Source organism: Pyxidicoccus sp. M15 (assembly GCF_056858435.1).
Map to the genome: position 1 here is coordinate 3,943,609 of NZ_CM166495.1, position 22,339 is coordinate 3,965,947.

General features: G+C 70.2%; 13 protein-coding genes. 7 read left to right on the plus strand and 6 right to left on the minus strand.

The genetic code is table 11. The annotated features are described in order from the left end of the window. Positions 1 to 66: 66 nt before the first annotated feature. Together ACX9TP_RS14755 and nadA are read right to left on the minus strand one after the other, a co-directional pair. Positions 67 to 666 (minus strand): zinc ribbon domain-containing protein, encoded by a 600-nt coding sequence (locus ACX9TP_RS14755; RefSeq protein WP_482980366.1) that lies wholly within the window; start codon positions 664 to 666, stop codon positions 67 to 69. An 82-nt stretch (positions 667 to 748) separates the two neighbouring features. After that, entirely contained in the window at positions 749 to 1,681 is a 933-nt protein-coding gene (gene nadA, locus ACX9TP_RS14760) for a quinolinate synthase NadA (RefSeq protein ID WP_482980367.1), read from the minus strand. Between the two features lie 353 nt (positions 1,682 to 2,034). On the opposite strand from nadA, the gene ACX9TP_RS14765 reads away from it, so the two are divergent. The 4 genes from ACX9TP_RS14765 (at position 2,035) to ACX9TP_RS14780 (ending at position 9,709) form a co-directional block, all read left to right on the plus strand. Continuing rightward, positions 2,035 to 4,449, plus strand: a complete 2,415-nt coding sequence (locus ACX9TP_RS14765) for a PilZ domain-containing protein (protein ID WP_482980368.1) — start codon at positions 2,035 to 2,037, stop codon at positions 4,447 to 4,449. Next, positions 4,446 to 5,234: a methyltransferase domain-containing protein gene (locus tag ACX9TP_RS14770; protein WP_482980369.1), complete on the plus strand. Its 789-nt coding sequence runs from the start codon at positions 4,446 to 4,448 to the stop codon at positions 5,232 to 5,234. The genes ACX9TP_RS14765 and ACX9TP_RS14770 overlap by 4 nt, the downstream gene beginning before the upstream one ends. After that, positions 5,231 to 8,146 carry an ATP-binding protein gene (locus tag ACX9TP_RS14775; protein ID WP_482980370.1) on the plus strand — a complete coding sequence of 972 codons (2,916 nt, stop codon included), beginning with the start codon at positions 5,231 to 5,233 and terminating at the stop codon, positions 8,144 to 8,146. The genes ACX9TP_RS14770 and ACX9TP_RS14775 overlap by 4 nt, the downstream gene beginning before the upstream one ends. 171 nt (positions 8,147 to 8,317) lie before the next feature. Next, positions 8,318 to 9,709, plus strand: a complete 1,392-nt coding sequence (locus ACX9TP_RS14780; protein WP_482980371.1) for a peptide MFS transporter — start codon at positions 8,318 to 8,320, stop codon at positions 9,707 to 9,709. A 221-nt stretch (positions 9,710 to 9,930) separates the two neighbouring features. Here the strand turns inward: ACX9TP_RS14780 and ACX9TP_RS14785 are convergent, their stop codons facing one another. Then, positions 9,931 to 11,376 (minus strand): POT family MFS transporter, encoded by a 1,446-nt coding sequence (locus ACX9TP_RS14785; protein WP_482980372.1) that lies wholly within the window; start codon positions 11,374 to 11,376, stop codon positions 9,931 to 9,933. 412 nt (positions 11,377 to 11,788) lie between these two features. Beyond that, positions 11,789 to 14,686: an excinuclease ABC subunit UvrA gene (gene uvrA / locus ACX9TP_RS14790; RefSeq protein ID WP_482980373.1), complete on the minus strand. Its 2,898-nt coding sequence runs from the start codon at positions 14,684 to 14,686 to the stop codon at positions 11,789 to 11,791. Between the two features lie 176 nt (positions 14,687 to 14,862). On the opposite strand from uvrA, the gene ACX9TP_RS14795 reads away from it, so the two are divergent. The 3 genes from ACX9TP_RS14795 to ACX9TP_RS14805 all read left to right on the plus strand — a co-directional run bounded on the left by ACX9TP_RS14795 (position 14,863) and on the right by ACX9TP_RS14805 (position 20,069). Further along, a complete protein-coding gene (locus ACX9TP_RS14795; RefSeq protein ID WP_482980374.1) occupies positions 14,863 to 15,765 on the plus strand; it encodes a DMT family transporter in 903 nt (300 codons plus the stop codon). A gap of 282 nt (positions 15,766 to 16,047) precedes the next feature. Then, complete coding sequence (locus tag ACX9TP_RS14800; protein ID WP_482980375.1) at positions 16,048 to 18,993, plus strand: choice-of-anchor D domain-containing protein; 2,946 nt, start codon at positions 16,048 to 16,050, stop codon at positions 18,991 to 18,993. 167 nt (positions 18,994 to 19,160) lie between these two features. Continuing rightward, positions 19,161 to 20,069 carry a metallophosphoesterase family protein gene (locus ACX9TP_RS14805; RefSeq protein WP_482980376.1) on the plus strand — a complete coding sequence of 303 codons (909 nt, stop codon included), beginning with the start codon at positions 19,161 to 19,163 and terminating at the stop codon, positions 20,067 to 20,069. Positions 20,070 to 20,151: 82 nt separating this feature from the next. On the opposite strand, the gene ACX9TP_RS14810 is transcribed toward ACX9TP_RS14805, so the two are convergent. Continuing rightward, on the minus strand, positions 20,152 to 21,360 hold the full coding sequence (locus tag ACX9TP_RS14810; protein WP_482980377.1) for a dienelactone hydrolase family protein: 1,209 nt from the start codon (positions 21,358 to 21,360) through the stop codon (positions 20,152 to 20,154). Then, entirely contained in the window at positions 21,360 to 22,265 is a 906-nt protein-coding gene (locus tag ACX9TP_RS14815; RefSeq protein WP_482980378.1) for a phosphatase PAP2 family protein, read from the minus strand. Before ACX9TP_RS14815 ends, ACX9TP_RS14810 begins: the two co-directional genes overlap by 1 nt. Between the last annotated feature and the right edge of the window lie 74 nt (positions 22,266 to 22,339).

Here is a 22,339-nt window from a genome sequence, read left to right on the forward strand (position 1 = left end):
GGAGCCGGCGAGGCTACCGCCCCCGGCCCCACACGAGAACCGCTTTCAGGACACGCGCCGGCCGCTTCAGGCGGACGGCGGAGCGCGCGCGACGCGCTTGTCCTCGGCCACCAGCACCGGCCAGCCGCGCGCCATGGCCTCGCGGAAGAAGGCCGCCAGCTCGCGCCGGCTGTGGTTCACCGCGCCCAGGAACGGGTCGATGAGCGCCTCCTCGCCCAGGCTGCGCGGGGACGTCAGCTCCACCGGGTTGCCGCACCGCTCGCAGCGGATGGACACCTGGCGCACCAGCGCCACCGGCACCGCGTAGCGGGCCCCGCACTCGGCGCACTTCCACACCAGGGCGCGCTCGCCGGCCTCGCGCTTCGCCAGGTTCTCCAGCTCGTCCGCCAGCCGCAAGAGCGCCGGCAAATCCCCCGGCGGCTGCGCGAAGATGGCGGACGGGCCGAAGCCCGCCTCGGGAGCGCCCAGCGTGGGGGGACGGTCCCCCTGCAGCAGGGCGCGCATCCTGTCCCGGGCGCGCACGTCGCGGAACTCGGCGCCCGTCAGGGCGCGCTCCACCGCCTCATGCACCGGAGGCAGCTCCGGCTCGAGGCGCTCATCGTCCGGCAGCGACTGGGGGTAGTTCACCAGACGGTGCGCGGGGACTGCGAGGAATCGGAAGGCCACGCCTGCTCCATTGCACCCTGCCGTTTCCGGCGCAAGGCGCGAGTTGGCAAATGTCCGCTGCCGCGAGTTCTCCTGCCCGCCCTTAAACCGACCACTCCAGCATGCGCTGCAGCGGCGCCCGCGCGGCCTCGCGCAGGTCCTCCGGCATCACCAGCTCCGGCGACCGGTCCTTCATGCAGCGCCACAGCTTCTCCAGCGTGTTCAGCCGCATGTACGGGCACTCGTTGCACGCGCAGCCATTGTCCGGAGGGGCGGGGATGAATGTCTTGTGCGGCGCCCCCTTCTTCATCTGGTGGAGGATGCCCGCCTCCGTCACCACGATGAACTTCTCCTTCGGGCTCTTGAGCACGTAGTCCAGCAGCCCCTTGGTGGACCCGATGAAGTCCGCGTGGCGCAGCACCGCCGCCTCGCACTCCGGATGCGCCACCACCTCCGCCTCCGGGTGCTCCACCTTCAGCTGCACCAGCTTCTTCTCGCTGAAGATTTCATGGACGATGCAGCTGCCCGGCCACAGCACCATGTCGCGACCGGTCTGTTTCATCACGTAGCGCCCCAGGTGCTGGTCCGGCGCGAAGAGCACCTGCCGGTCCTTCGGCACCTGGTTGACGATTTTCACCGCGTTGGAGGACGTGCAGATGACGTCGCTCATCGCCTTCACCGCCGCGGAGCTGTTCACGTAGCTCACCACGAAGGCGCCCGGGTGCTTGTCCTTGAAGGCCTTGAAGGCCGCCGGCGGGCACCGGTCGGACAGCGAGCAGCCGGCCTTCAGGTCCGGGAGCAGCACCTGACGCGCTGGGTTGAGGATTTTGGCCGTCTCCGCCATGAAGTGCACGCCGCAGAAGACGATGACGTCCGCCTGCGTCGTCGCGGCCGCCTGCGCCAACGCGAGGCTGTCCCCCACGAAGTCCGCCAGGTCCTGGACCTCACTCTCCTGGTAGTAATGCGCCAGGATGACCGCGTTCATGGAACGCTTGAACTCCTGGATTTCCTTCGCGTAGTCCACCTCGGCGCGCATGGCACCTCCCTGGACCTGACATTTAACCGGGTCCGCGAAGGCAGGCCAGGGTGCGGTTTACCCCACTCCCCGAATGGCCGGGCGGTCGTGACGCAGGCTGCCGGCCCTTATCGAACATCGCCCCTGTCCTCATGCAGGGCACTCCCTTCCCTGAGAGGTTCGTTAAGATGGCCGCCTGAGCCGGACGCATCGCATGGGCTTCACGCCACTGCGACTGGGGCTTTCGGAAAGCGGGGGATGTGAGCGGGCGCCGTCGGGATCCCGACGGGGTCGCAGTGAGCAATTCCCATCCCCGGACCTGAGAGGTCGCTTTTCCGCGAGACAGTCTGATGACGCCCGGTGGAGGAGGACATATGACCGTGACGACGCGCGCAGTGCTGGTCGTGCACCCGGAAGCGGAGCGTCGTACGCAGCTTCGGTCCGTGCTGGCGGGCTACGAGATGCTCGAGGCCTCCAACCGCGAGGAAGCGGTCGAATTCCTCAAGAAGAGCACACCTGTGCTGGTGCTCACCCATCCGGACCCCTTCCCCCGGCTGCTGAAGGACCTGGAGCGCCACGCGCCCCGGGCCATCCGCGCCGTGCTGTGTCCCCGGGACAACGTCCGCACCCACCACAGCCTCGTGGACGTGGCGGCCGCGGGCCACATGTTCTTCACCCTCGACGACGAGCCCTCGCCCGCGCTGCGCCGCGCCGTGCTGGAGCTTCTGGAGCTGCGCGGGTCCGAGCGCCGCGTGCCGCAGGGCACCCTGGAGGCGCGCTTCGTGGCGGACGGCACCGCCTTCCGCGCCGAGCTGCTCGACGTGGCCACCGGCGGCCTCGGCCTGCGGCTGGAGCCCAGCGTCCGGATTGAGCGCCTGACGCCGGGCACCGAGCTGGAGGGCCTCCAGGTGTTCCGGGGCAGCGCGCTGGTGCTGCGCGCCGGCCACGCCACGGTGCGCATGGTGCGGCCGCTGCGGGCGCAGGAGGGCGGCGGCTTCCAGCTGGGCGTGTCCCTGGAGAAGCCCATGGAGCACACGCGCACCTCGCCCGCGCCGCTGCTCCAGGACGCGGTGCGCATCCGCGGCCTGCTGCGCCGGGCGGTGCGCGCGGGCGTGGGCTTCGGCCTGCGCACGCACGAGGGCAACCGGCTGGTGGACTTCGCCAGCGCGGAGGTGCACCCGGAGGCGTCGCGGCTGGTGCTGCGCGAGCAGACGCGGCCCGGCGGGCTGTTCCACCCCGGGGACGTGGTGCAGCTGTGCCTGGACTTCGGCGGCGTCTGCCACGTGGGCACCACGGCGGTGCTCGCCGTGGAGGAGCACCACGTGGAGGTGGCCCTGCCGCGCTCGCTGAGCCTGCACCACCGCCGCAACAGCCTGCGCTTCCGTTCCACCGCGGAGCGGCCCTTCGCGGTGTCCTTCGACTCGCCCTTCACCGGGGAGTCGCTCTACCGTCCGCTGCTGGATTTGCACACCGGCGGCTTCGCCTTCCCCTTCGACGCCGGCCACGAGGTCTTCCCGCCCGGGCTGGTGCTGGACGAGGTGACGCTGCACCTGCCGGACGGCTCGCGCTCGCGCTGCCGCGCCCAGGTGCAGGACACCGGACAGCTCACCGTCACCGACGAGAATGGCGGCATGAGCCGCCCCCGCCGCTGCGGCGTGCGCATCCTCGAGCTGGCCCCGGAGGCGCGCACCGCCATCCTGGACGCCTTCATCCAGGCGCGCTGCCCCGACGCACGCGACGGCTCGGAGCTGGACTTCCCGGACATCTGGGATTTGTTCCGCGCGGCCGAGGTGCGCTTCCCGGACTACCCGTACCATGACGGCCCGCCGCAGGAGGCGCTGCTGTCGTCCCACAAGGCGCTGGGCAACGGCACCCACGGGCTGTCCAAGGCCATCGTCTACCAGCGCGAGGGCCGGCTCTATGGCCACATCTCCGGCCTGCGCATCTACTCGCGCACCTGGCTGTCGCAGCACCTGGTGGTGCGCCCGGGCTACCACCGCCACGAGTCCATCTCCCAGGAGCTGGTGGCCCTGGCGGCTGACTACGCGGAAAGCCTGGAGGATGTGGAATACCTGCGGGCCCTCTGGCGCTGCCGCAACCGGTGGACGTCGCGCATCTACGGCGCCATCGCCAGCCGGCTGGAGCGCCCGGGTCTGAGCTGCCTGCACGCCTTCACTCCCTGCCGCCTGCCGGTGGACGCGGCGCTGCCGCCGCCGCGAGAGGACCTCCGGGTGCGCCCGGCGAGCACCTCCGATTTGCGCTGGCTGGAGCAGCACCTGCGCGAGACGGAGGACGTGGTGCGCCTGCGCAGCTCGGACCTGGTGGAGGGGGAGATGTCGCTGGGCACGCTCGGCGGCCGCTACACCGACGCGGGCCTGCGCCGCTCGCGCTCCATCGCCATGGTGGAAGGCCGCGAGGGCCCCCAGGGCTTCGTCCTCATGGAGGACTCCACGCCGGGCCTGTTCTGGGCCGAGTGGTACAACGCCTTCTCGCTCGTCATGGTGGAGAAGGACGCCCAGGAGGCGGACGCGGTGCGCCGCGCCCTGGTGACGCACGCGGTGGCGGACTCGGCCCGGCGCGGCCGCTCCACGGCGGAGTGCCTGGCCACGGACGCGGACCTGCCCGCGCTGGACGCAATGGGCTTCCACAACCTCGGCAAGGTGATGGAGTTCACCGCGCACCGCCGGCTGGTGCGCGACTGGAACGCCTACCTGCTCGCCGTCTTCGAGCGGCTGGCCGCCAACCCCCGCGGCACCGTGAAGCTGGACGACAAGGACATCGCGGCATGACCTACCTCATGCAGTCGGACGAGGAGGTGCGGCGCCTGGAGGCCCAGGCGAGCGCCAACTCCTATACGGACCGGCTGCGGCTGACGGGACTGGGGGAGGGGCAGGTGGCGCTCGACGCCGGCTGCGGCCCGGGCATCATCACCGCGCAGATGCTGGACGTGGTGGGCCCCTCCGGGCGGGTGGTGGCCATGGAGCCGCTCGCCGCGCACTTCGAGGCGGCGCGCGCGCTACTCACGGGTCGCCCCAACGTGGAGGTGCTCCAGGGCGCGCTGCCGGACACGAAGCTGCCCTCCAACCACTTCGACTACGTCTGGTGCCAGTACGTCTTCGAGTACCTGCACGAGCCCATGCCCGCCCTGGAGGAGCTGATTCGGGTGGCCAGGCCCGGCGGCCGGGTGGTGGTGGCCGACATCGACGGGGTGGGGCTGTGGAACTGGCCTTACCCGGAAGACCTGGAACAGGAGAGCCAGAAGCTGCTCCTGGCGCTGCGCGAGGCCCGCTTCGACCTGCACGCCGGGCGGAAGATGTTCCACCTCTTCCGCAAGGCGGGGCTGGCGGACCTGCGCGTCCATGTCTCGCCCTTCTACGTGGCGGCGGGCCCGGTGGACGCGCGGCTGCACGAGGACTGGGTCATCCGCTTCCGCACCCTGCGCCCGCTGGCGGAGCGGTTCTTCGGCGGCGCACAGGCGTATGACTCCTTCTGCCAGCGCTTCCTCGCCCTCCTGGACGACCCCGACACCCTCAAATATGCGATGGTGTTGACCACGGAAGGAGTGAAGCGTTGACCGTCCCCGCGGACCTGGCGAGCGCACCGCCAGCCCCCGACACGCCCGAGATCAGCGTCAGGACGTTCCGCGCCCTGCTGCTGCACTACGAGCGGACGTACGGGCGCGAGCGGCTGCAGCGCGTCTGGCGCCGCGAGGGACTGCCGCTGTCGCTGGATTACGTGGAGACGCTCACCAACTTCGTCTCGCTGGACTTCACCGAGCGCCTCTTCGACGTGCTGGACAAGGACTCGGGGGACCCGGACTTCATCACCAAGGCGGGCCGCCGCATCGCCAGCCCGGAGGCGGTGGGCTTCCTCTTCTACATGATGCGGGCGGTGGCCACCCCGCGCAGCGTCTACGAGCGCGCGCTGGAGCTGGACCACACCTACAACCGCGTGGGCGGCTTCCGCATCCTGCACATGGCCGACTCGTGGGTGAAGGTGCAGTACTCCAGCCGCATCCGCGAGAGCAACCGCAACCTCTGCCGCACCCGCCAGGCCAACCTCGCCGCGTTCCCCACCGTCTGGAACCTGCCCCTCGCGGACGTGAAGGAGCTCCAGTGCCAGGTGGAGGGGGCGCCCTGCTGCGAGTACGAGTGCCACTGGCAGAACCTGCCGCCGCTGGCCTGGCGCTTCGCCGCGGGCGGCCTGGTGGGGATGCTGGGCGGCCTGGCCTGCGGGGCGCTGGACTGGGCGCCGCCCGTCTTCGCCGTCTCCGCCCTGGGCATGGCGGGCGTCGCCGTGGGGATGTGGCTGGACACGCGCGGAGCGCTCCTGCGCAAGGACGCGCTGCTGTCCGAGCAGCACCAGGGCCTGCGCACCTCGCTGGAAGACCTGCAGCGGCGCAACGAGGAGATCTTCCGCGCCAACGTGGCCCTGGAGGACCGCGTCGCCGAGCGCACCCAGGCGCTGTCCGAGGCCAACGCCAAGCTGGAGCTGTCGCTGTCCCGGCAGCAGGAGCTGGACCGGCTCAAGAGCGAGTTCTTCGACAACGTCAGCCATGAGCTGCGCACGCCGCTCACCCTCATCCTGCTGACGCTGGAGTCGCTGGAGAAGCGCGCGGAGGGGCTGCCGGCGGTGGTGGAGCAGCACGTGTCCACCATGGAGCGCAGCGCCCAGCGCCTCTTGCGCCTCATCAACAACCTGCTGGACCTGGCCCAGCTGGAGTCCGGCAAGGCGCGGCTGCGCTACCAGCCGCTGGAGCTGCACGGCTTCTTGAGCTCGGTGCTGCCGCCCTTCTTCACCATGGCGGAGCGGCAGGGCGTGTGGCTGAGGCTGGAGGGCCAGGCGCTGACGCCCGTCCAGGTGGACCACGAGCGCATCGACATCGTCTTCCAGAACCTGCTGTCCAACGCGCTCAAGTTCACCCAGAAGGGCGGGGTGACGGTGCGCGTGAGCGAGGACGCGTCGGACGTGCACGTGGAGGTGGAGGACACCGGCCAGGGCATCTCCCCGCAGGACTGCGCCGTCATCTTCGACCGCTTCGCCCAGGCGGACAACAGCGGCACCCGGCGCTTCGGCGGCACCGGCATCGGCCTGGCGCTGGTGAAGGAGACGCTGGAGCTGCACTCGGGCGGCATCACCGTGAAGAGCGAGCTGGGCAAGGGCTCCACCTTCCACGTCCGGCTGCCCAAGGGCTCGGCCCACATCCGCGAGGATTTGCGCGAGCGGCGCCGGGCGGATGCCGTCGTCCCGGTGCGAAGGGACCGCCGCACGTCCGGGGCCTTCCCCGCGCTGGAGACGGGCGGCCCGGCCGGCACCGTCTCCGCGTCCGCGCCCGGAAGAGACCACGCGGGCCCCCGGCCCGACGCGCCCCGCGTGCTGGTGGTGGAGGACGACGCCGAAATCCGCCGCTTCGTCACCGGCCTGCTGTCCCAGCACTACCAGGTGCTGGAGGCCGTCAACGGCGAGGAGGGCCGGCAGCGCGCGCTGACGGAGCGGCCGCACCTCATCGTGTCCGACGTGATGATGCCCGTGCTCTCCGGCCTGCAGATGCTGGTGGCGCTGCGCGCCGACTCGCGCACGGTGGACATCCCCATCATCCTGCTCACCGCGCGGCAGGAGGTGTCCGCGAAGGTGGAGGCCCTGGGCACCGGCGCCAACGACTACCTGGGCAAGCCCTTCAGCCCGCGCGAGTTGCTGGCGCGCATCGACACCCAGTTGCGCCTGCGCGAGGCGGCGGTGCGCGCCGCGGAGAACGAGCGGCTGGCGGCCATCGGCCTGCTCACCTCCGGCTTCGCGCACGAGGTGCGCAACCCGCTCAACGGGCTGATGAACGCGCTGCAGCCGCTCAAGGACATGATGGCCGGCGCGCCCGCGGAAGCGGACCTGGGCAAGGCCATGCTGGAGGTGGTGGAGGAGTGCGGCCAGCGCATCCGCCACCTGGCCGAGTCCCTGCTCTCCTTCACCCGCACCAGCGACACGCCGGTGGCGCTGTCCCTGGACGCGTCGCTGGAGTCCACGCTGAGCGTGCTGGCGTGGAAGGTGCCCTCCGGCGTGACGGTGGAGCGCGCCTACCAGTGCACGGAGATGCTGCTGGGAGACCCGGGCACCCTCAACCAGGTGTGGCTCAACCTGCTCGACAACGCCCTGAAGGCCGTGGGCGAGCGGGGCCGGGTGAAGGTGTCCACGGCGTGCCGCGGCGACGAGGCGGTCGTCATCATCAGCGACGACGGGGTAGGCATCCGCAAGGAGGACATGGAGCGCCTCTTCCAGCCCTTCTTCTCCACCCGCGCGGCGGGGGAGGGCACCGGCCTGGGGCTGGCGCTCAGCCGCCGCATCATCCTGCGTCATGGCGGGCACATCTCCCTCACCAGCGTGCCCGGAGAGGGCACCCAGGTGGAGGTCCGCCTGCCGCTGCGTCCCCCGTCCGTCGCTCCGAGCGGGCACGCCGAGCCGCCCCCGGAGCCCCGCGTCGGGCGCCTGGGCTGAGCCCTTTTCACGCGCCAGGCCCCGCCCGTCCGCCAGGACTCGGAGTAGGACTGCCCATTCAGTGAGTAGGGAATTCTCCGTGCCCCCAGGTGTCCTCCTGGGCACGGCCGGCGTGTCTGCTACAGTCACGCCTCTTTTCCGTTACACCCCTCCTTTCAAGGAAACCACGGCATGCAAGCCACCGACGCCGCGGGCGCCGCCCGCAAGGGCCACCCCCGAGGGCTCTACCTCCTGTTCTTCACCGAGATGTGGGAGCGCATGTCCTATTACGGCATGCGCGGCCTGCTGGTGCTCTTCCTCACCAGCAAGACTGCCGGCGGCTTCGGCTGGTCCACGAGTGACGCGCTCAGCCTCTACGGCACGTACACCGGCCTCGTGTACCTGACGCCCATCCTCGGCGGGTACATCGCGGACCGGTTCATCGGGCAGCGCAAGGCGGTGGTGCTCGGCGGCACCCTGATGATGATTGGCCACCTGCTATTGGCCGTCCCCACGGTGGCGATGTTCTACGCGGGCCTGGGCTTCCTCATCATCGGCAACGGCTTCTTCAAGCCCAACATCTCCACCATGGTGGGCGGCCTGTACGAGCCGGGTGACGGCCGCCGCGACGGCGCCTTCACCATCTTCTACATGGGCATCAACCTGGGCGCGGTGCTGGGCAACTTCATCTGCGGCACCCTGGGTGAGCGGGTGGGCTGGCACTACGGCTTCGGCGCCGCGGGCGTGGGCATGTTCCTGGGCCTCGTCGCCTTCCTGGCGCTGTCGGGCAAGCTGCTGGGCAAGGTGGGCCTGACGCCCGTGAAGCCCGCGGCGAGCAGCGCCATGGTGGCGCAGGAGTCCGGCGAGAAGAAGGGCTTCAGCCGCGACGAAATCGACCGCATCGTCGTCATCTTCATCATCGCCCTCTTCGTCGTCGCGTTCTGGACGGGCTTCGAGCAGGCCGGCGGCCTGATGAACCTCTACACGGACCAGAAGGTGGACCGCGGCATGTTCGGCTGGGAGGTGCCCACCACCTGGTTCCAGAACTTCAACTCGGCGTTCATCGTCCTGCTGGCGCCGGTGTTCGCCGGGCTGTGGGGCTTCCTCGCGGCGCGCGGCAAGGACCCGAGCATCCCGGTGAAGATGGGCCTGGGGCTCCTGTTCCTCTCCATCGGCTTCCTCTTCATGCTGGGCGCGTCCAAGGAGAGCGCGTCCATGGGCAAGGCGGCCGCGTGGTGGGTCATCATGGCCTACCTGTTCCACACCATGGGCGAGCTGTGCCTGTCGCCGGTGGGTCTCTCCATGGTGACCAAGGTGGCCCCCGCGCGCATCGTCTCGGCGATGATGGGCGTGTGGTTCCTGGCGAACGCGGCGGCCAACAAGCTGTCCGGCGTCATCGGCGGCTACTCGGAGAAGATGGGCGAGTTCGACGTGTTCCTCTACATCACCGTCGGCACCGGCATCGCCGGCGTCATCCTCCTGGGCGTGGCCCCCATCCTGAAGAAGATGATGCACGGCACGGACGAGGTGAAGCCCGCCGCGCCCCCCACCACGTCGCAGGGTGGCTCCGTGGCCGCGGCCTGAGCCATGCCTGAGGAGTGGGGCGCCAGGCGCTCCGCCTCCCCGTTGAAACGAAAACGCCGGAGCACCCGCGAGGGGCTCCGGCGTTTCTCTTTTCGGGCGCAAATGAAAACGCCGGAGCACCCGCGAGGGGGCTCCGGCGTTTCTCTTTTCGGGCGTCCGTGCGTCAGCGGCCCGGCGCCACCCGCTCCTCGTTTCCGGGGGGCGGGGAGGCCGAACGGGGACTACGCCGTCTTCGCCGTCACCCCGGCCGCGGTGCGCTCCTCGGTGGGGATGGGCGCCGACGTCTGGTAGTAGTCGCGCACCACGTAGCGGCGCGCCACCAGGGCCATGCCCACGGCGGCCACCAGCGCGAAGCCGGCGTAGAAGAAGAACTGGCCGGAGCCGGAGAAGACGTTGAGCTTGGAGGCGATGGCCACCGCCACGTTCGCCAGCGTCGTCGTCAGCAGCCAGAGGCTCTGGATGGTGCCCTTCATCTCACGCGGCGCCTGCGTGTACGCGAACTCCAGGCCCGTGGTGGACACCAGGATTTCCGCCAGCGTCAGCACGACGTACGGCAGCAGCTGCCAGGCGATGTTCATCGTCGTGCCGCCCTCCATCCGCACCTGGAAGACGCCGGCGATGATGAAGGACATGGCGCCAATGGCCAGGCCCAGCGGCATGCGCCGCAGCGGCGTCAGCTCCCAGCCCCCGCGCTGGAACGCCGGGTAGACGACGGCCGTCAGCAGCGGGATGAGGAGCATCACCAGCATCGGGTTCACGAACTGCATCTGGCTGGGCTGGAAGACGAACCCGCCGACATTCGGGTCCATGGAGCGCGCCTGCACCACCCACGTGGACGCCTTCTGGTCGAACAGCATCCAGAAGAAGGGGACGAAGGGCAGCAGCAGCGTGCTGACGCGGAACACCGCCTTGACGCCCTCCACCGCCTCCGCCGGGTGCTCGCGCTTCGCGCCCTCCAGCCAGCCGCCGCCCTGCCCGCGGTTGCGCAGCGCGCTGCCCACCACCTTGAAGAACGAGTGCGGGTTGGCCCCCGTGGGCGGCACCCGGACGTACTTGTTGCGGCCCGCCCAGAAGATGACGGTCGCGATGAACATCAGCACCCCGGGGATGCCGAACGCCCACGCCGGGCCGTAGTGCTTGAGGATGAGCGGGATGAAGAGCGACGCGAAGAACGAGCCGAAGTTGATGGTCCAGTAGAAGATGGCGAAGACCTTCTTCACCAGGTGGCTGTTCGTCTCGTTGAACTGGTCTCCCACCATGGCCGCCACGCACGGCTTGATGCCGCCACTGCCAATGGCGATGAGCGCCAGGCCCGTGAAGAAGCCGGTGGCGTTGTTCTCGAACAGCGCCAGGCACGCGTGCCCCACGCAGTACACGAGGCTCAGCCCGAGGATGATGCGGTACTTCCCGAAGAAGCGGTCCGCGAGGTAGCCACCGATGAGCGGGAAGAAGTACACGCCCGCCATGAAGGTGTGCATCAGGCTCTTGGCTTCCGCCTCCCGCAGGCCGTTCTCCGGCACCGCGTTGCGCAGCAGGTAGTCGATGAGGAACACCGTGAGGATGTTCCGCATCCCGTAGAAGCTGAAGCGCTCACACGCCTCGTTGCCAATGATGAAGGGGATTTGCGGCGGGAACCGGTTGTTCTGCGCGGCGACAGTCGGGGCCATGCGACGGGGTGCTCCCTCGTGGCGAAAGGTGGGGGTTCCAAGAAAGCGAGAGGCCCACCCTACCCAACGCGGGGCCCGGACTCCACCGGGCGACCGCTACGAGCCCGCCTCACCCCGCCCGCCCGAGGGGCGCCCCGGCACCGCCCGGCCGCACTCCCACCGGAATTCTCCCGCGAGTATGGGCGTGCAATTCCGATACAGATGCTGTTTCACGATACAACTCGATTAGTTGTGTCGCGTTTGACAGGGATTGAGACCTCCCTATCATGTGACTCGCAGTCCGTCTCACTTCTTGAACCACACCCCTCCCGTGACACCATTCCTCCAAGGTGGACGGGGGGTTGGGGGTGAATGAAGGCACCCCCGCCCCCCGCTCCATTGTCACGGAAGCGGCGGCCGGTGCGGTGGGACGTCAGCTGGCTTCCTGCAAGGTGACCGCGGGGCCGTCCACCCGCTTGCCCACGCGGGCCCGGCGCGCCTTGGACAGCACGTGCCCCAGGTAGCGGCCGGTGTGACTGCCCTCCACGCGCGCCACCTGCTCGGGCGTGCCGGTGGCCAGAATCCTGCCGCCGCCCGCGCCGCCCTCGGGGCCCAGGTCAATCACCCAGTCCGCGCTCTTGATGACATCCAGGTTGTGCTCGATGACGAGCACGCTGTTGCCCGCCTCCACCAGCCGGTTGAGCACGGACAGCAGCTTGCGGATGTCCTCGAAGTGCAGGCCCGTGGTGGGCTCGTCGAGGATGTAGAGCGTGCGGCCGGTGGCCACGCGCGCCAACTCACGCGCCAGCTTGATGCGCTGGGCCTCTCCGCCGGACAGGGTGGGGGAGGGCTGGCCCAGGCGGATGTAGCTCAGGCCCACGTCATGCAGCGTCTGCAGCACGCGCATGATGTCCTTGTGCGCGCCGAAGTGCTCCATCGCCTCGCGCACGCTCATGTCGAGCACCTCGGCGATGTTCTTCCCCTTGTAGCGCACGCGCAGCGTGGCCTCGTTGAAGCGCTTGCCGGCGCACACCTCGCAGGGCACGTACACGTCCGCCAGGAAGTGCATCTCCACCAGCTTCACGCCGTCGCCCTCGCACGACTCGCAGCGGCCGCCCTTGATGTTGAAGCTGAAGCGGCCCGGCCCGTAGCCGAAGGCGCGCGCCTCCGGCGTCATCGCGAACACCTCGCGGATGTTGTCGAACAGCTTGGTGTACGTGGCCGGGTTGCTGCGCGGGGTGCGGCCGATGGGGCGCTGGTCGATGTCGATGACCTTGTCCAGGTGCTCGAAGCCCTGAATGGACTTGTGCTTGCCGGGCGACTCGCGGCTCTCGTAGAGGTGCCGCGCCAGGGCGGGGTAGAGGATTTCGTTGATGAGCGTGGACTTGCCCGCGCCGGACACGCCGGTAATCGCGCTGAAGACGCCGAGCGGAATCTCCGCGTCCACGTTCTTGAGGTTGTTCTCCGTCGCGCCCTGGATGACGAGCTTCTTCTTGGGGTCCGGCTTGCGGCGCGTCTGGGGGATTTCAATCTCCTTGCGCCCGGAGAGGTACGCGCCCGTCTCGCTGTCCTCGTTCGCCATCACCTGCGCGGGCGTGCCCTGGGCCACCACCTGGCCGCCCAGCTCCCCCGCGCCCGGGCCGAAGTCCACCAGCCAGTCCGCCTCCTCCATCGTCTCCTCGTCGTGCTCCACCACGAGGACGGAGTTGCCCAGATCCCGCAGGCGCTTGAGCGTCGTCAGCAGCTTGCCGTTGTCGCGCTGGTGCAGGCCGATGGAGGGCTCGTCCAGGATGTAGATGACGCCCGTCAGCTCGCTGCCCATCTGCGACGCCAGGCGGATGCGCTGGCTCTCGCCGCCGGACAGCGTGGACGCGGTGCGGTCCAGCATCAGGTAGCCCAGGCCCACGTCCACCAGGAAGGACAGGCGGCTGCGAATCTCCTTCAACAGCTCGGTGGCGATCTTCCGCTCGTGCGCGGACAGGCCCATCTCCCCGAGGAAGCCCAGCGCGTCGGAGATGGTCAGCCGGCTCAGCTGCACAATCGTCTGGCCGTGGACCTTCACCGCGCGGCTCTCCGGCTTCAGGCGCTCGCCCTTGCAGGAGGGGCAGGGCTTGCTGCTGAAGTACTTCTGCAGCTCGGTGCGGCGGGCCTCGGAGGTGGTGGTCTTGAAGTTGCGCATCATGCGCTCGACCAGGCCCTCCCACTCCATCTTGTACTGGCCGCCCTCGCCCCACTCGACGGTGAAGCTCTTGCCGTTCGAGCCGTACATCAGCGTGTCCTTCTCGCGCTTGGACAGCTTCGCGTAGGGCACGTCGAGGTCGATCTTGAACGCCTTGGCCAGGCTCTCCACGAAGTCCGCCGTCCAGCCCTCGCCGCGATTCATGCCGGTGGCCCATGGCTCAATCGCGCCGTCGCGGATGCTGCGGGACGGGTCCGGGACGATGAGGTCCGGGTCCATCTCCGGCTTGGTGCCCAGGCCGTTGCAGTCCGTGCACATGCCCAGCGGGTTGTTGAAGGAGAAGGACGCGGGCGTGAGGTCGCCGAAGGACAGGCCGCAGGTGGGGCACGCGTTGAGCTCGGACATCACACGGTCCGAGGCCGGGGTACCCTTCTCGTCGGTGACGATGAGGGTGCCCTTGCCCTCGCGCAGCGCCGTCTCCACGGAGTCCGTGAGGCGCGTCTTGAGGTCGGGCTTGAGCACGAGCCGGTCGATGACGAGCGCGATGTCGTGCTTGGACTTCTTGTCCAGCTCGATGCGCTCCTCCAGGCTCTTGAGCGCCCCGTCGATGCGCGCGCGAGAGAAGCCGCGCTTCTGCGCCTCGGTGAGCAAATCCTTGTGCTCGCCCTTGCGGCTGGTGACGAGCGGCGCGAGCACTTGAATCTTGCTGCCCGCGGGCATCTTCAGGATTTCGTCGACAATCTGCTGCGCGCTCTGCTTGCCCACCTTGCGCCCGCAGTTGGGGCAGTGCTGCACGCCGATGGTGGCGTAGAGCACGCGCAGGTAGTCGTGCACCTCGGTGACGGTGCCCACCGTGGAGCGCGGGTTGTTGCTGGCCGCCTTCTGCTCGATGGAGATGGTGGGCGACAGGCCGCGGATGGTGTCGTACTTCGGCTTCTCCATCTGCCCGAGGAACTGGCGGGCATAGGCGGAGAGGCTCTCCACGTAGCGGCGCTGGCCTTCCGCATAGAGCGTGTCGAAGGCGAGCGAGCTCTTGCCGGACCCCGAAACCCCCGTGAAGACGACGAGCTTCTTCTTGGGGATGTCCAGGGAGACGTTCTTGAGGTTGTGCTCCTTGGCGCCTCGGAGGGAGATGACGTCGGGCTCGGACATGATGGGCGGGCGTTTACCACTGAATGGGTGTTCCGGTGCGAGGAAACTCGCACGGGTGGAGTGAATGACGGCCAACGCGCCGGGTTTCAATGCCCATCCCACATGTGCCAGGTCCCCGGCCGGGCGGGCAGGGCCGGCTGCCGCCGTACGGGTTTCCCTGTAGGGTGCGCGCGTCCATGAACGGCTGGGTCCTCCCCGAGCGCTACCGCGGCATCCCCCTGCTCGTCTTCTCGAGCTTCCTCTTCGCGGTGATGGCGCTGTGCACGCGGATGTTGGCGGGCCGGCTGTCCCCCGGGCAGGTGGCGTCCGGCCGCTTCCTCATCGGGCTGGTGTTCCTGGCCATCTACTTCCCCATGTTGGGGCGCAAGCCGCGCTACGGGCGGCTGCCCTTGTGGGTGCTGCGCGGCATCTTCGGCGGGGCGGCCGTCTACCTGTACTTCATCGCCATCGACCGGATGACGATGGGGCCGGCGGTGCTGCTCAACGCGTGCTGGCCCATCTACGCGGCCATCATCGGCTGGTTCTTCCTGCGCGAGCGCGTCACGGGCTCGCTCCTCGGCGGGCTGGCGCTCACCACGCTGGGGGCGGGCCTGGTGATGTGGAGCAGCATGGCGGGCGGCGCGTCGCTGTCGCTGGGCCTGGGGGCGTGGGCGGGCATGGGCTCGGCGGTGCTGGGCGGCGCGGCGGTGGTGGTGGTGCGCGCGCTGCGGCATGACACGGACTCGGCCACCGTCTTCTTCTCCTTCTGCCTCTTCGGCCTCCTGTTCAGCCTGCCCTTCGCGCTCCAGGACTGGCGGCCGCTGGGGTGGGACGTGGTGCTGCCGCTGCTGGGCGTGGGGCTCACCTCCGTCGCCGCGCAGATGACCTTCACGTATGCCTTTGGCTACGTCACCGCGGTGGCGGGCGGCGTGGCCACGCAGCTGACGCCGGCCTTCTCGTGGGTGATGGGCGCGCTGCTCCTGGGCGAGCCCGTGTCGCCCATCGCCGTCACCGGCGCGCTGGTGTGCGTGGGCGGCGTGTTGTGGGGCACCGGCGTGGTGGGTCGGCTGCTGGCACCGGCATCCCGTCCCACGGGCTGAAACGTCGCCCGCTGAACCCGGCAGCCCCTCCCGGACGTTGGATTCGTCCGTGTGGTAATCGCATTTCCTGAAGGAATTTCAGTCCTCCGGCCCGAATGGGAAATGTTGTTCCACGCGCGGTGCGGGTCCTTTCCCATAGAGGCCAGAGGTTTGCCGCGTCGGCCTGCCGACGTCTTCCCCCTGTAGCGCCTGGGCACCCGGGTTGCAGAGAGCCCTCCGCCGGAGCCGTGGATCACCGCGGCTCGCGAAATTCGTGGTCCCAGGGCGTGGCGGGAGGTCGTTATGAGAAGGGCGCTGTGGGTGGCGTGGGTGGCGGCGGCGGTGTTGGTGGGGGTGGGATGTGAGCAGCCGTCGTCCCAGAAGGCGAAGAGCGCCTTCCTGGTTCGCCCGGAGACGATTGAGTTCGGCCCCGCGGCGCTGGGACGCACCAAGAGCTTCAAGCTGAAGATCGCCAACGGGGGCCGCGCCTCGTACCGCGTGGAGGGCGCCGTCTCCAGCGTGCCCAACGTGGAGATTCCTCCCTTCGAGCCCTTCGTCCTGTCCGCCGGCGGCGAGCAGGAGATTGAGGTCCGCTTCACGCCGCAGGTGGAGGGCGTGGTGCAGGGCATGGTGGAAATCATCAGCGACGCCGAGTCGGAGGGGCTGGTGCCCGTCAACGGCCGCGGCGTGAAGGCCTTCGTCGAGGTGCCGGAGACGGCGCTCGACTTCGGCAACGTGGCCATGGGCATGGTGGAGATGCGCGAGGTGACGGTGCGCAATCCCTCCGACGTGGAGAGCCCGCTGGTGCTGACCCTCCAGGGCTCGGACGCGGACCAGTTCACGGCCGGCTCCGGCCAGTCCCAGACGCTGGCGGCGGGCGAGGAGCGCGTGGTGCCGGTGGCCTTCTCGCCCGGCCGCCTGGGCTCGGCGGAGGCCGCGCTGCACGTGGTGGTGTGCGAGGGCTGCGAGCCGGCGGTGATTCCGCTGCACGGCCTGGGCATCGCCTCCAAGCTGGAGGTGACGCCGCTGCGCCTGGACTTCGGCCGCGTGGCGCTGGGCGCCACGGCGGAGCAGTCCATCACCGTGCGCAACCAGGGCACGGAGCCGCTGAGCTATTCCGGAGTGCAGCTGCTGGACAACCCGGGCGGCGTCTTCAAGGTGGTGAATGAGCCGCTGGTGGGCGGCGGGGTGCTGGCCGCGGGCGCGACGGTGGAGCTGCGCGTGGCCTTCACGCCGGTGGCGCTGGGGCGCGTGCGCGACGGCCGGGTGGAGATTGGCGTGCGCAACCAGGGCTCGAGCGCGCCGGGTCCCAAGGTGTCGCTGGCGGGCGAGGGCGGCGCCTCGTGCGTCACGGTGCTGCCGCGCAAGGTGGACTTCGGCGTGGTGGCCGAGGGCATGACGGCCACGCGGGAGGTGCAGATCATCAACCGCTGCCGGGACAACGTGCTGGTGAGCAACCTGCAGCTGGACACGGCCCAGGGCGGCTACTTCACCCTGGCGCAGGCGCCCGCGAGCGTGACGGTGCCGGCCGGTGAGACGGCGAAGGTCGGGGTGACGTTCAGCCCGCGCGTGGGCCTGACGGCCGCCAGCGCCGGGCAGCTCGCGGTGACGGTGCGCACCAGCACCACCTCCGCCACGGAGTCGGTGACGCTGACGGGCGAGGGCCGCGTCTTCAAGCCCTGCCAGTACGACATGCCGCAGACCCTGAGCTTCGGGAAGGTGCCGGTGGGCGCGTCGGTGGCGCTGGGCGTGTCGGTGCGCAACACCGGCGCGGAGGCGTGCTACCTGGCCTCCATGCAGCTGGCGCAGGGCTCGGACGAGGCCTTCAGCTCGCTGCAGGTGGAGAACCGCGTGCTGGCGCCGGGTCAGAAGGCGACGCTGGTGGTGAGCTTCAAGCCGGAGTCGGAGGGCGTCTTCTCCGGCATGGCCGAGGCGTGGGTGAACCACCCGACGGCGGGCCACCCGCTGGTGCAAATCACCGGCGAGGGCGTGAAGCACTGCTTCGCGGTGCAGCCCACCACGGTGGACTTCGGCATCGCCAAGCTGTCCTGCGGGCCCCGCGTCCGCGAGGTGCTCGCCATCAACAACTGCCTGGGCCAGGTGCAGCTGGCCGGCATGGCGCTGGAGCAGGTGGGCAATGAGTTCAGCGTGGCCTCCCTGACGCCCTTCCCCCACTCGCTGCCCCAGGGCGGCCGGGTGCGGGTGCTCGCCACCTACACGCCGGAGGATGACGGCGACGACACGGCGGCGCTGCGCTTCACGCTGGATGACGGGTCCGTATTCACCGCGGGCTTCATCGGCCGCGGGGTGACGAAGGCGGAGCAGACCGACCGCTTCTTCCAGGAGTCCGAGGCGAAGGTGGACGTGCTCTTCGTGGTGGATAACTCCGGCTCCATGATGGAGGAGCAGCAGAGCCTGGGGCAGAACTTCGCGGCCTTCCTGAGTGCGGCGAACCAGGCGGCGGTGGACTACCGCATCGGCGTCACCACCACGGGCCTGGACCCGTCTCCGGGCGGCTGGTCCGAGTGCCCGGGTGGCGCGCAGGGCGGTGAGAACGGTCGCCTGTTCCCGGTGGATGGCTCGCGGCCGCGCATCATCACCCCTGCCACGCCCAACGCGGCGACTGTCTTCGCCAACAACACCCGCGTGGGCGTGTGCCACTGGAACGAGCAGGGCCTGGACGCGGCCCACCGCGCGCTGTCGGACCCGCTGCTCTACCAGGAGGACGACCCGCGCACTCCGCTGGTCAACGACGGCAACGGCGGCTTCCTGCGCGAGGATGCGAAGCTGGCCATCATCTTCCTGTCGGACGAGGAGGACTTCAGCTCGCAGCCGGTGTCCTTCTACGAGACGTACTTCCTGGCGCTCAAGGGCAATGACAAGACGAAGCTGAGCATCAACGCCATCGTCGGGCCGGCGGACCTGGGCACCTGCCCCACCTCCAGCAGCTCCGGCAGCCGCTACATCCAGCTGGCCCAGGCCACGGGCGGCGCGGTGGAGAGCATCTGCACGCCCAACTGGGCCGCGTCCCTGGAGAAGCTGTCCAACAGCGCCTTCGGCCCCAACCGCCGCTTCAAGCTGACCGAGGAGCCGGCGGACCCGGAGCGCATCGTCGTCGAGGTGGATGGCGTCCAGGTGACGGAGGGCTGGCAGTACGACGCCGGCACCAACTCCATCCTCTTCGAGCGCGACGCGGCCCCCGCCCCCGGCGCCATGGTGGAAGTGACGTACCCGCTGGGTTGCAACTAGCCGACGCGGGAATTCCTGATTGTTTCCGGGGCGCTCCCACCGCGAGGTGGGGGCGCCCCTGTGCTTTGTCCCGCCCCGGGCCCGGTGGCTATCTGTCAGCCATTGACCCCCAGGTGACAAAGATGACTCGACAGGGCGGGGCAGGGGCGTGCAGCCTTCCGGGCGAGATGCCGGAATCCCTTCTTGTCGCCGCCCTGGGTGACATCCACGGCCGCTTCCACCGCGTGGAAACGTGGCTGGACGCGCTGGAGCAGGCGCGTGGCCGCCGCGTGGACCTGGTGCTGGCGGTGGGGGACGTGGAGGCCTTCCGCCGCGCGGACGACCACCGGCGCAAGGCGGCCAAGCGCACCATGCCGGCGGAGTTCGCGGAGTACGCGGACGGCGTGCGCCGGGTGAAGCGGCCGCTGTACTTCATTGGCGGCAACAACGAGGACTTCGAGGCGCTGCACGACTTGCAGGCCGGCGGCGAGCTGGCCCCGGGCGTCTGCTACCTGGGGCGCGCGGGCCTGCGGGAGCTGCACGGGCTGCGGGTGGCGTACCTGTCGGGCATCCACGCGCCGCGCTTCATCGAGCAGCCGCTGAAGCGGCCCACCACGCAGGACACGATGAAGCAGGCCGGCTACTTCCGCACGGCGGAGGTGGAGCAGGTGTCCGCGCTGCGGGACGTGGACCTGCTGCTGGTCCACGAGTGGCCGCGAGGCATCGTTCAGCGGGCGCGCGAGGAGAATCCCCTCCCGCCCAGGCCGCTGCCCTCGTACTGGATTGGCAACCCGGTGACGCGGCGGCTGGTGGACACGCTGCATCCGCGGTGGGTGCTGTGCGGCCACTCGCACAAGGCCTTCGCGGTGACGCTGGAGGGGCCGGGCCGGCCCGCCACGCGCATTGCCTGCCTGGACCAGGCGGCCCGGGCCCAGGAGTCCGTCTTCTGGCTGGAGTACCAGGGGCGCGAGGCGGTGCGCGCGGGCTGGGGCACGTCCGGCGACGTGTCATGGGAGTCCGGGCAGCGCTGGGATTTGTCCTCGCTGCCACCACAGGCCGGTGACGGAGAAGGCGCTCCGGCGGGCGCGGGGTACTGATTCACGACGCGGCGGCCCGGGTGCGGCGCGCGTGGGCCTTGCGCGTCCCGAGGCTCCGGTGCGGGCGAAGGGCCCGGTGTCCTCAGGGCTGGCCCGGTTCCAGGTGCGTCACGGTGAGCGCGGGCGTGCCGCCGGACGGGCCCGGTGGCCGGGCGAGCGAGTCGAGTGCGTGCGCCTGCTGGCGGACCTTCGCGTCCAGGAAGAGGCGCGTGGCATGGGCACAGGCGGCCCAGCCTCGGGACGTGGCGGTGGAGCGGCCCTCGGGCGCCAGGGCCGGGGCCACGGCGGAGGCCGCGCCGACGCTGGTGAAGTCGAGGTGTCGCAGCCCCGCGACGCGCACGAGCCACCGGTCCACGCCGCGCAGCGAGCGCACGAGGTCGAAGTCGGGCACCACCACCGCGTCGCCCTCCTGGTAGAGGTGGAGCAGCGGCACGTGGAAGTCTTCCGGGCGGAAGTCGGGGAGGCTGGTGAGCCACTCCCGGCCCAGGCGGTTGGCGATGCCGCCGTCCAGGCTGACGAGGGCCGCGGTCTCCGGGTGCTCGCGCGCGAAGAGGAACGCGGCGCGGGCCCCGAAGCTGTGCGCCACCAGGGCCACGTGGGAGGGGGCCACGCTCGCGTCCGCCTTCATGACCTCGAACGCGCGAGCGAGCTCCCGCGCCTGTCCCCGTGCGATGGCGAGGACGTCCTCGTCCTCCGACGGGGGCGCGAGGTGCGCGGGGAAGGGCGTGGTGGCCACGACGTAGCCGTGGCTCGCGAGGAACTCGGCCAGCACCGCCTGGTGGTGCGCGGAGTGGAAGCGCCCCTGCGCCACGAGCACCAGCGGGTAGCGGCCCGGGGCCGGCGTGGCTCCGCGCACGGCGGCGACCTCCGTGCCCAGCCAGGCCGACACGTCCGCTTCGGGCAGGCCCATTTCCGTGACGCCTTGCTGGTAGCGCGCCACCGCGGCCCCGGAGAGGGCCAGGTCCTCCCAGGACTCCGGATGCTGCTCGGAGCCGGTGAGGCCCACGTAGTCGCGGTAGTGCAGGCGTGCGGCGGAGGCCGCGGCGCGCGCGGGATACCAGACGGTGAGCTGGAGCGTGCGCGCGTCGGCGGTGTCCTTGCCGGCGGGGATGGCCAGCACGCGCAGTCCCACGCCATGGGGGCCCATGCGGAGCGGGCCCCAGAGCGCGGGCGCGGTGCTCGCGGGCATCGGTGCCAGCAGGGGACGGACCACGGGCGCGGGTGTGGCCGCCTGGCAGCCGGTGAGGACGGACAGCGCGAGCAGCCAGGCCTGGAGCGCGCGCGTGTGCATCAGAAGGTGCCCGAGACTCCCGCCATGTGCGCGCCGGCCATGGGCATCATCCGCACGGCGCCCGGACGGTCCGGGCTGGTGGTGGCTCCGGTGCGCTTGTGCAGCAGCAGGGGGACGGCGACGCCGAAGGCCGAGCCCAGCACGGCGCCGGTGACGACGTCGGTGAGGTAGTGCTTGTCGGCGCCCATGCGCAGCAGGCCCACGGAGGTGGCGAGCGGCAGGCCCACGGCCCATATCCATCCCTTGTGCTCATAGCCGCGCAGCGCGGCCACGGTGCCCGCGGACACCACCATGGAGAACATGAGGTTGGTGTGGCCGCTGTAGAAGGAGAGGTTGTTGTCGCTCGGGTGGGCGGTGAGGCCCTTCTGGTCTTCGGGGAGCTGGTGAACGAAGGGGCGCTCGCGGCCGACGATGAACTTCACCGTCTGGTTGGCCACGGACGCGAGCACGGCGCTCTGGATGATGATGGTGGCGTCCTCGGCGAAGAAGCGATCGGGCATGCCGGAGCCGCGGCCCACGGCGTACTGGACGCCGAGGACGCTGGCGGGCACCACGGCGAAGCCGAGGATGTTGCTCCAGGTGTTGGCGCGCTGGCGGGACTGCTCTGTTTCGCCCGCGAGCCCGCGTCCCCAGCGGTCCAGCCGGTTGAGGGTGTCGGTGCCGTCGGGGGCGCGGTCGCACCAGCGGCACTGCGCGGGAGCGAGGTCGTCCTTGAAGAAGGCCTCGCTGGAAATCCAGAGCGCGCCAGCGGTGCCGGTGATGATGGCGTCGCGGGTCCAGTCGAAGCGAAGCTCGTTGAGCTGGGGGTCCGAGTCCTCCTGCGCGGAGGCGGGAGAGAGTGGTGCGAGGGCCAGCAGGAGGGCAAACACGACGGCGGTGGGAGCAGGGCGCACGGAGCGGAGCATAGGGGGCTCCCACGTCACCGTGCCACCTTCCGGCGGCTTGTCCCTCCTTGAACTTCAGGCCCTTGGCGCCGGGG

Coding starts and splice junctions, on each gene's coding strand:
- nadA (WP_482980367.1), bottom strand. CDS start 1,681: ATGCGCGCCGAGGTGGACTACGCGAAGGAAATCCAGGAGTTCAAGCGT.
- ACX9TP_RS14765 (WP_482980368.1), top strand. CDS start 2,035: ATGACCGTGACGACGCGCGCAGTGCTGGTCGTGCACCCGGAAGCGGAG.
- ACX9TP_RS14770 (WP_482980369.1), top strand. CDS start 4,446: ATGACCTACCTCATGCAGTCGGACGAGGAGGTGCGGCGCCTGGAGGCC.
- ACX9TP_RS14780 (WP_482980371.1), top strand. CDS start 8,318: ATGCAAGCCACCGACGCCGCGGGCGCCGCCCGCAAGGGCCACCCCCGA.
- ACX9TP_RS14785 (WP_482980372.1), bottom strand. CDS start 11,376: ATGGCCCCGACTGTCGCCGCGCAGAACAACCGGTTCCCGCCGCAAATC.
- uvrA (WP_482980373.1), bottom strand. CDS start 14,686: ATGTCCGAGCCCGACGTCATCTCCCTCCGAGGCGCCAAGGAGCACAAC.
- ACX9TP_RS14795 (WP_482980374.1), top strand. CDS start 14,863: ATGAACGGCTGGGTCCTCCCCGAGCGCTACCGCGGCATCCCCCTGCTC.
- ACX9TP_RS14800 (WP_482980375.1), top strand. CDS start 16,048: ATGAGAAGGGCGCTGTGGGTGGCGTGGGTGGCGGCGGCGGTGTTGGTG.
- ACX9TP_RS14805 (WP_482980376.1), top strand. CDS start 19,161: ATGCCGGAATCCCTTCTTGTCGCCGCCCTGGGTGACATCCACGGCCGC.
- ACX9TP_RS14810 (WP_482980377.1), bottom strand. CDS start 21,360: ATGCACACGCGCGCGCTCCAGGCCTGGCTGCTCGCGCTGTCCGTCCTC.
- ACX9TP_RS14815 (WP_482980378.1), bottom strand. CDS start 22,265: ATGCTCCGCTCCGTGCGCCCTGCTCCCACCGCCGTCGTGTTTGCCCTC.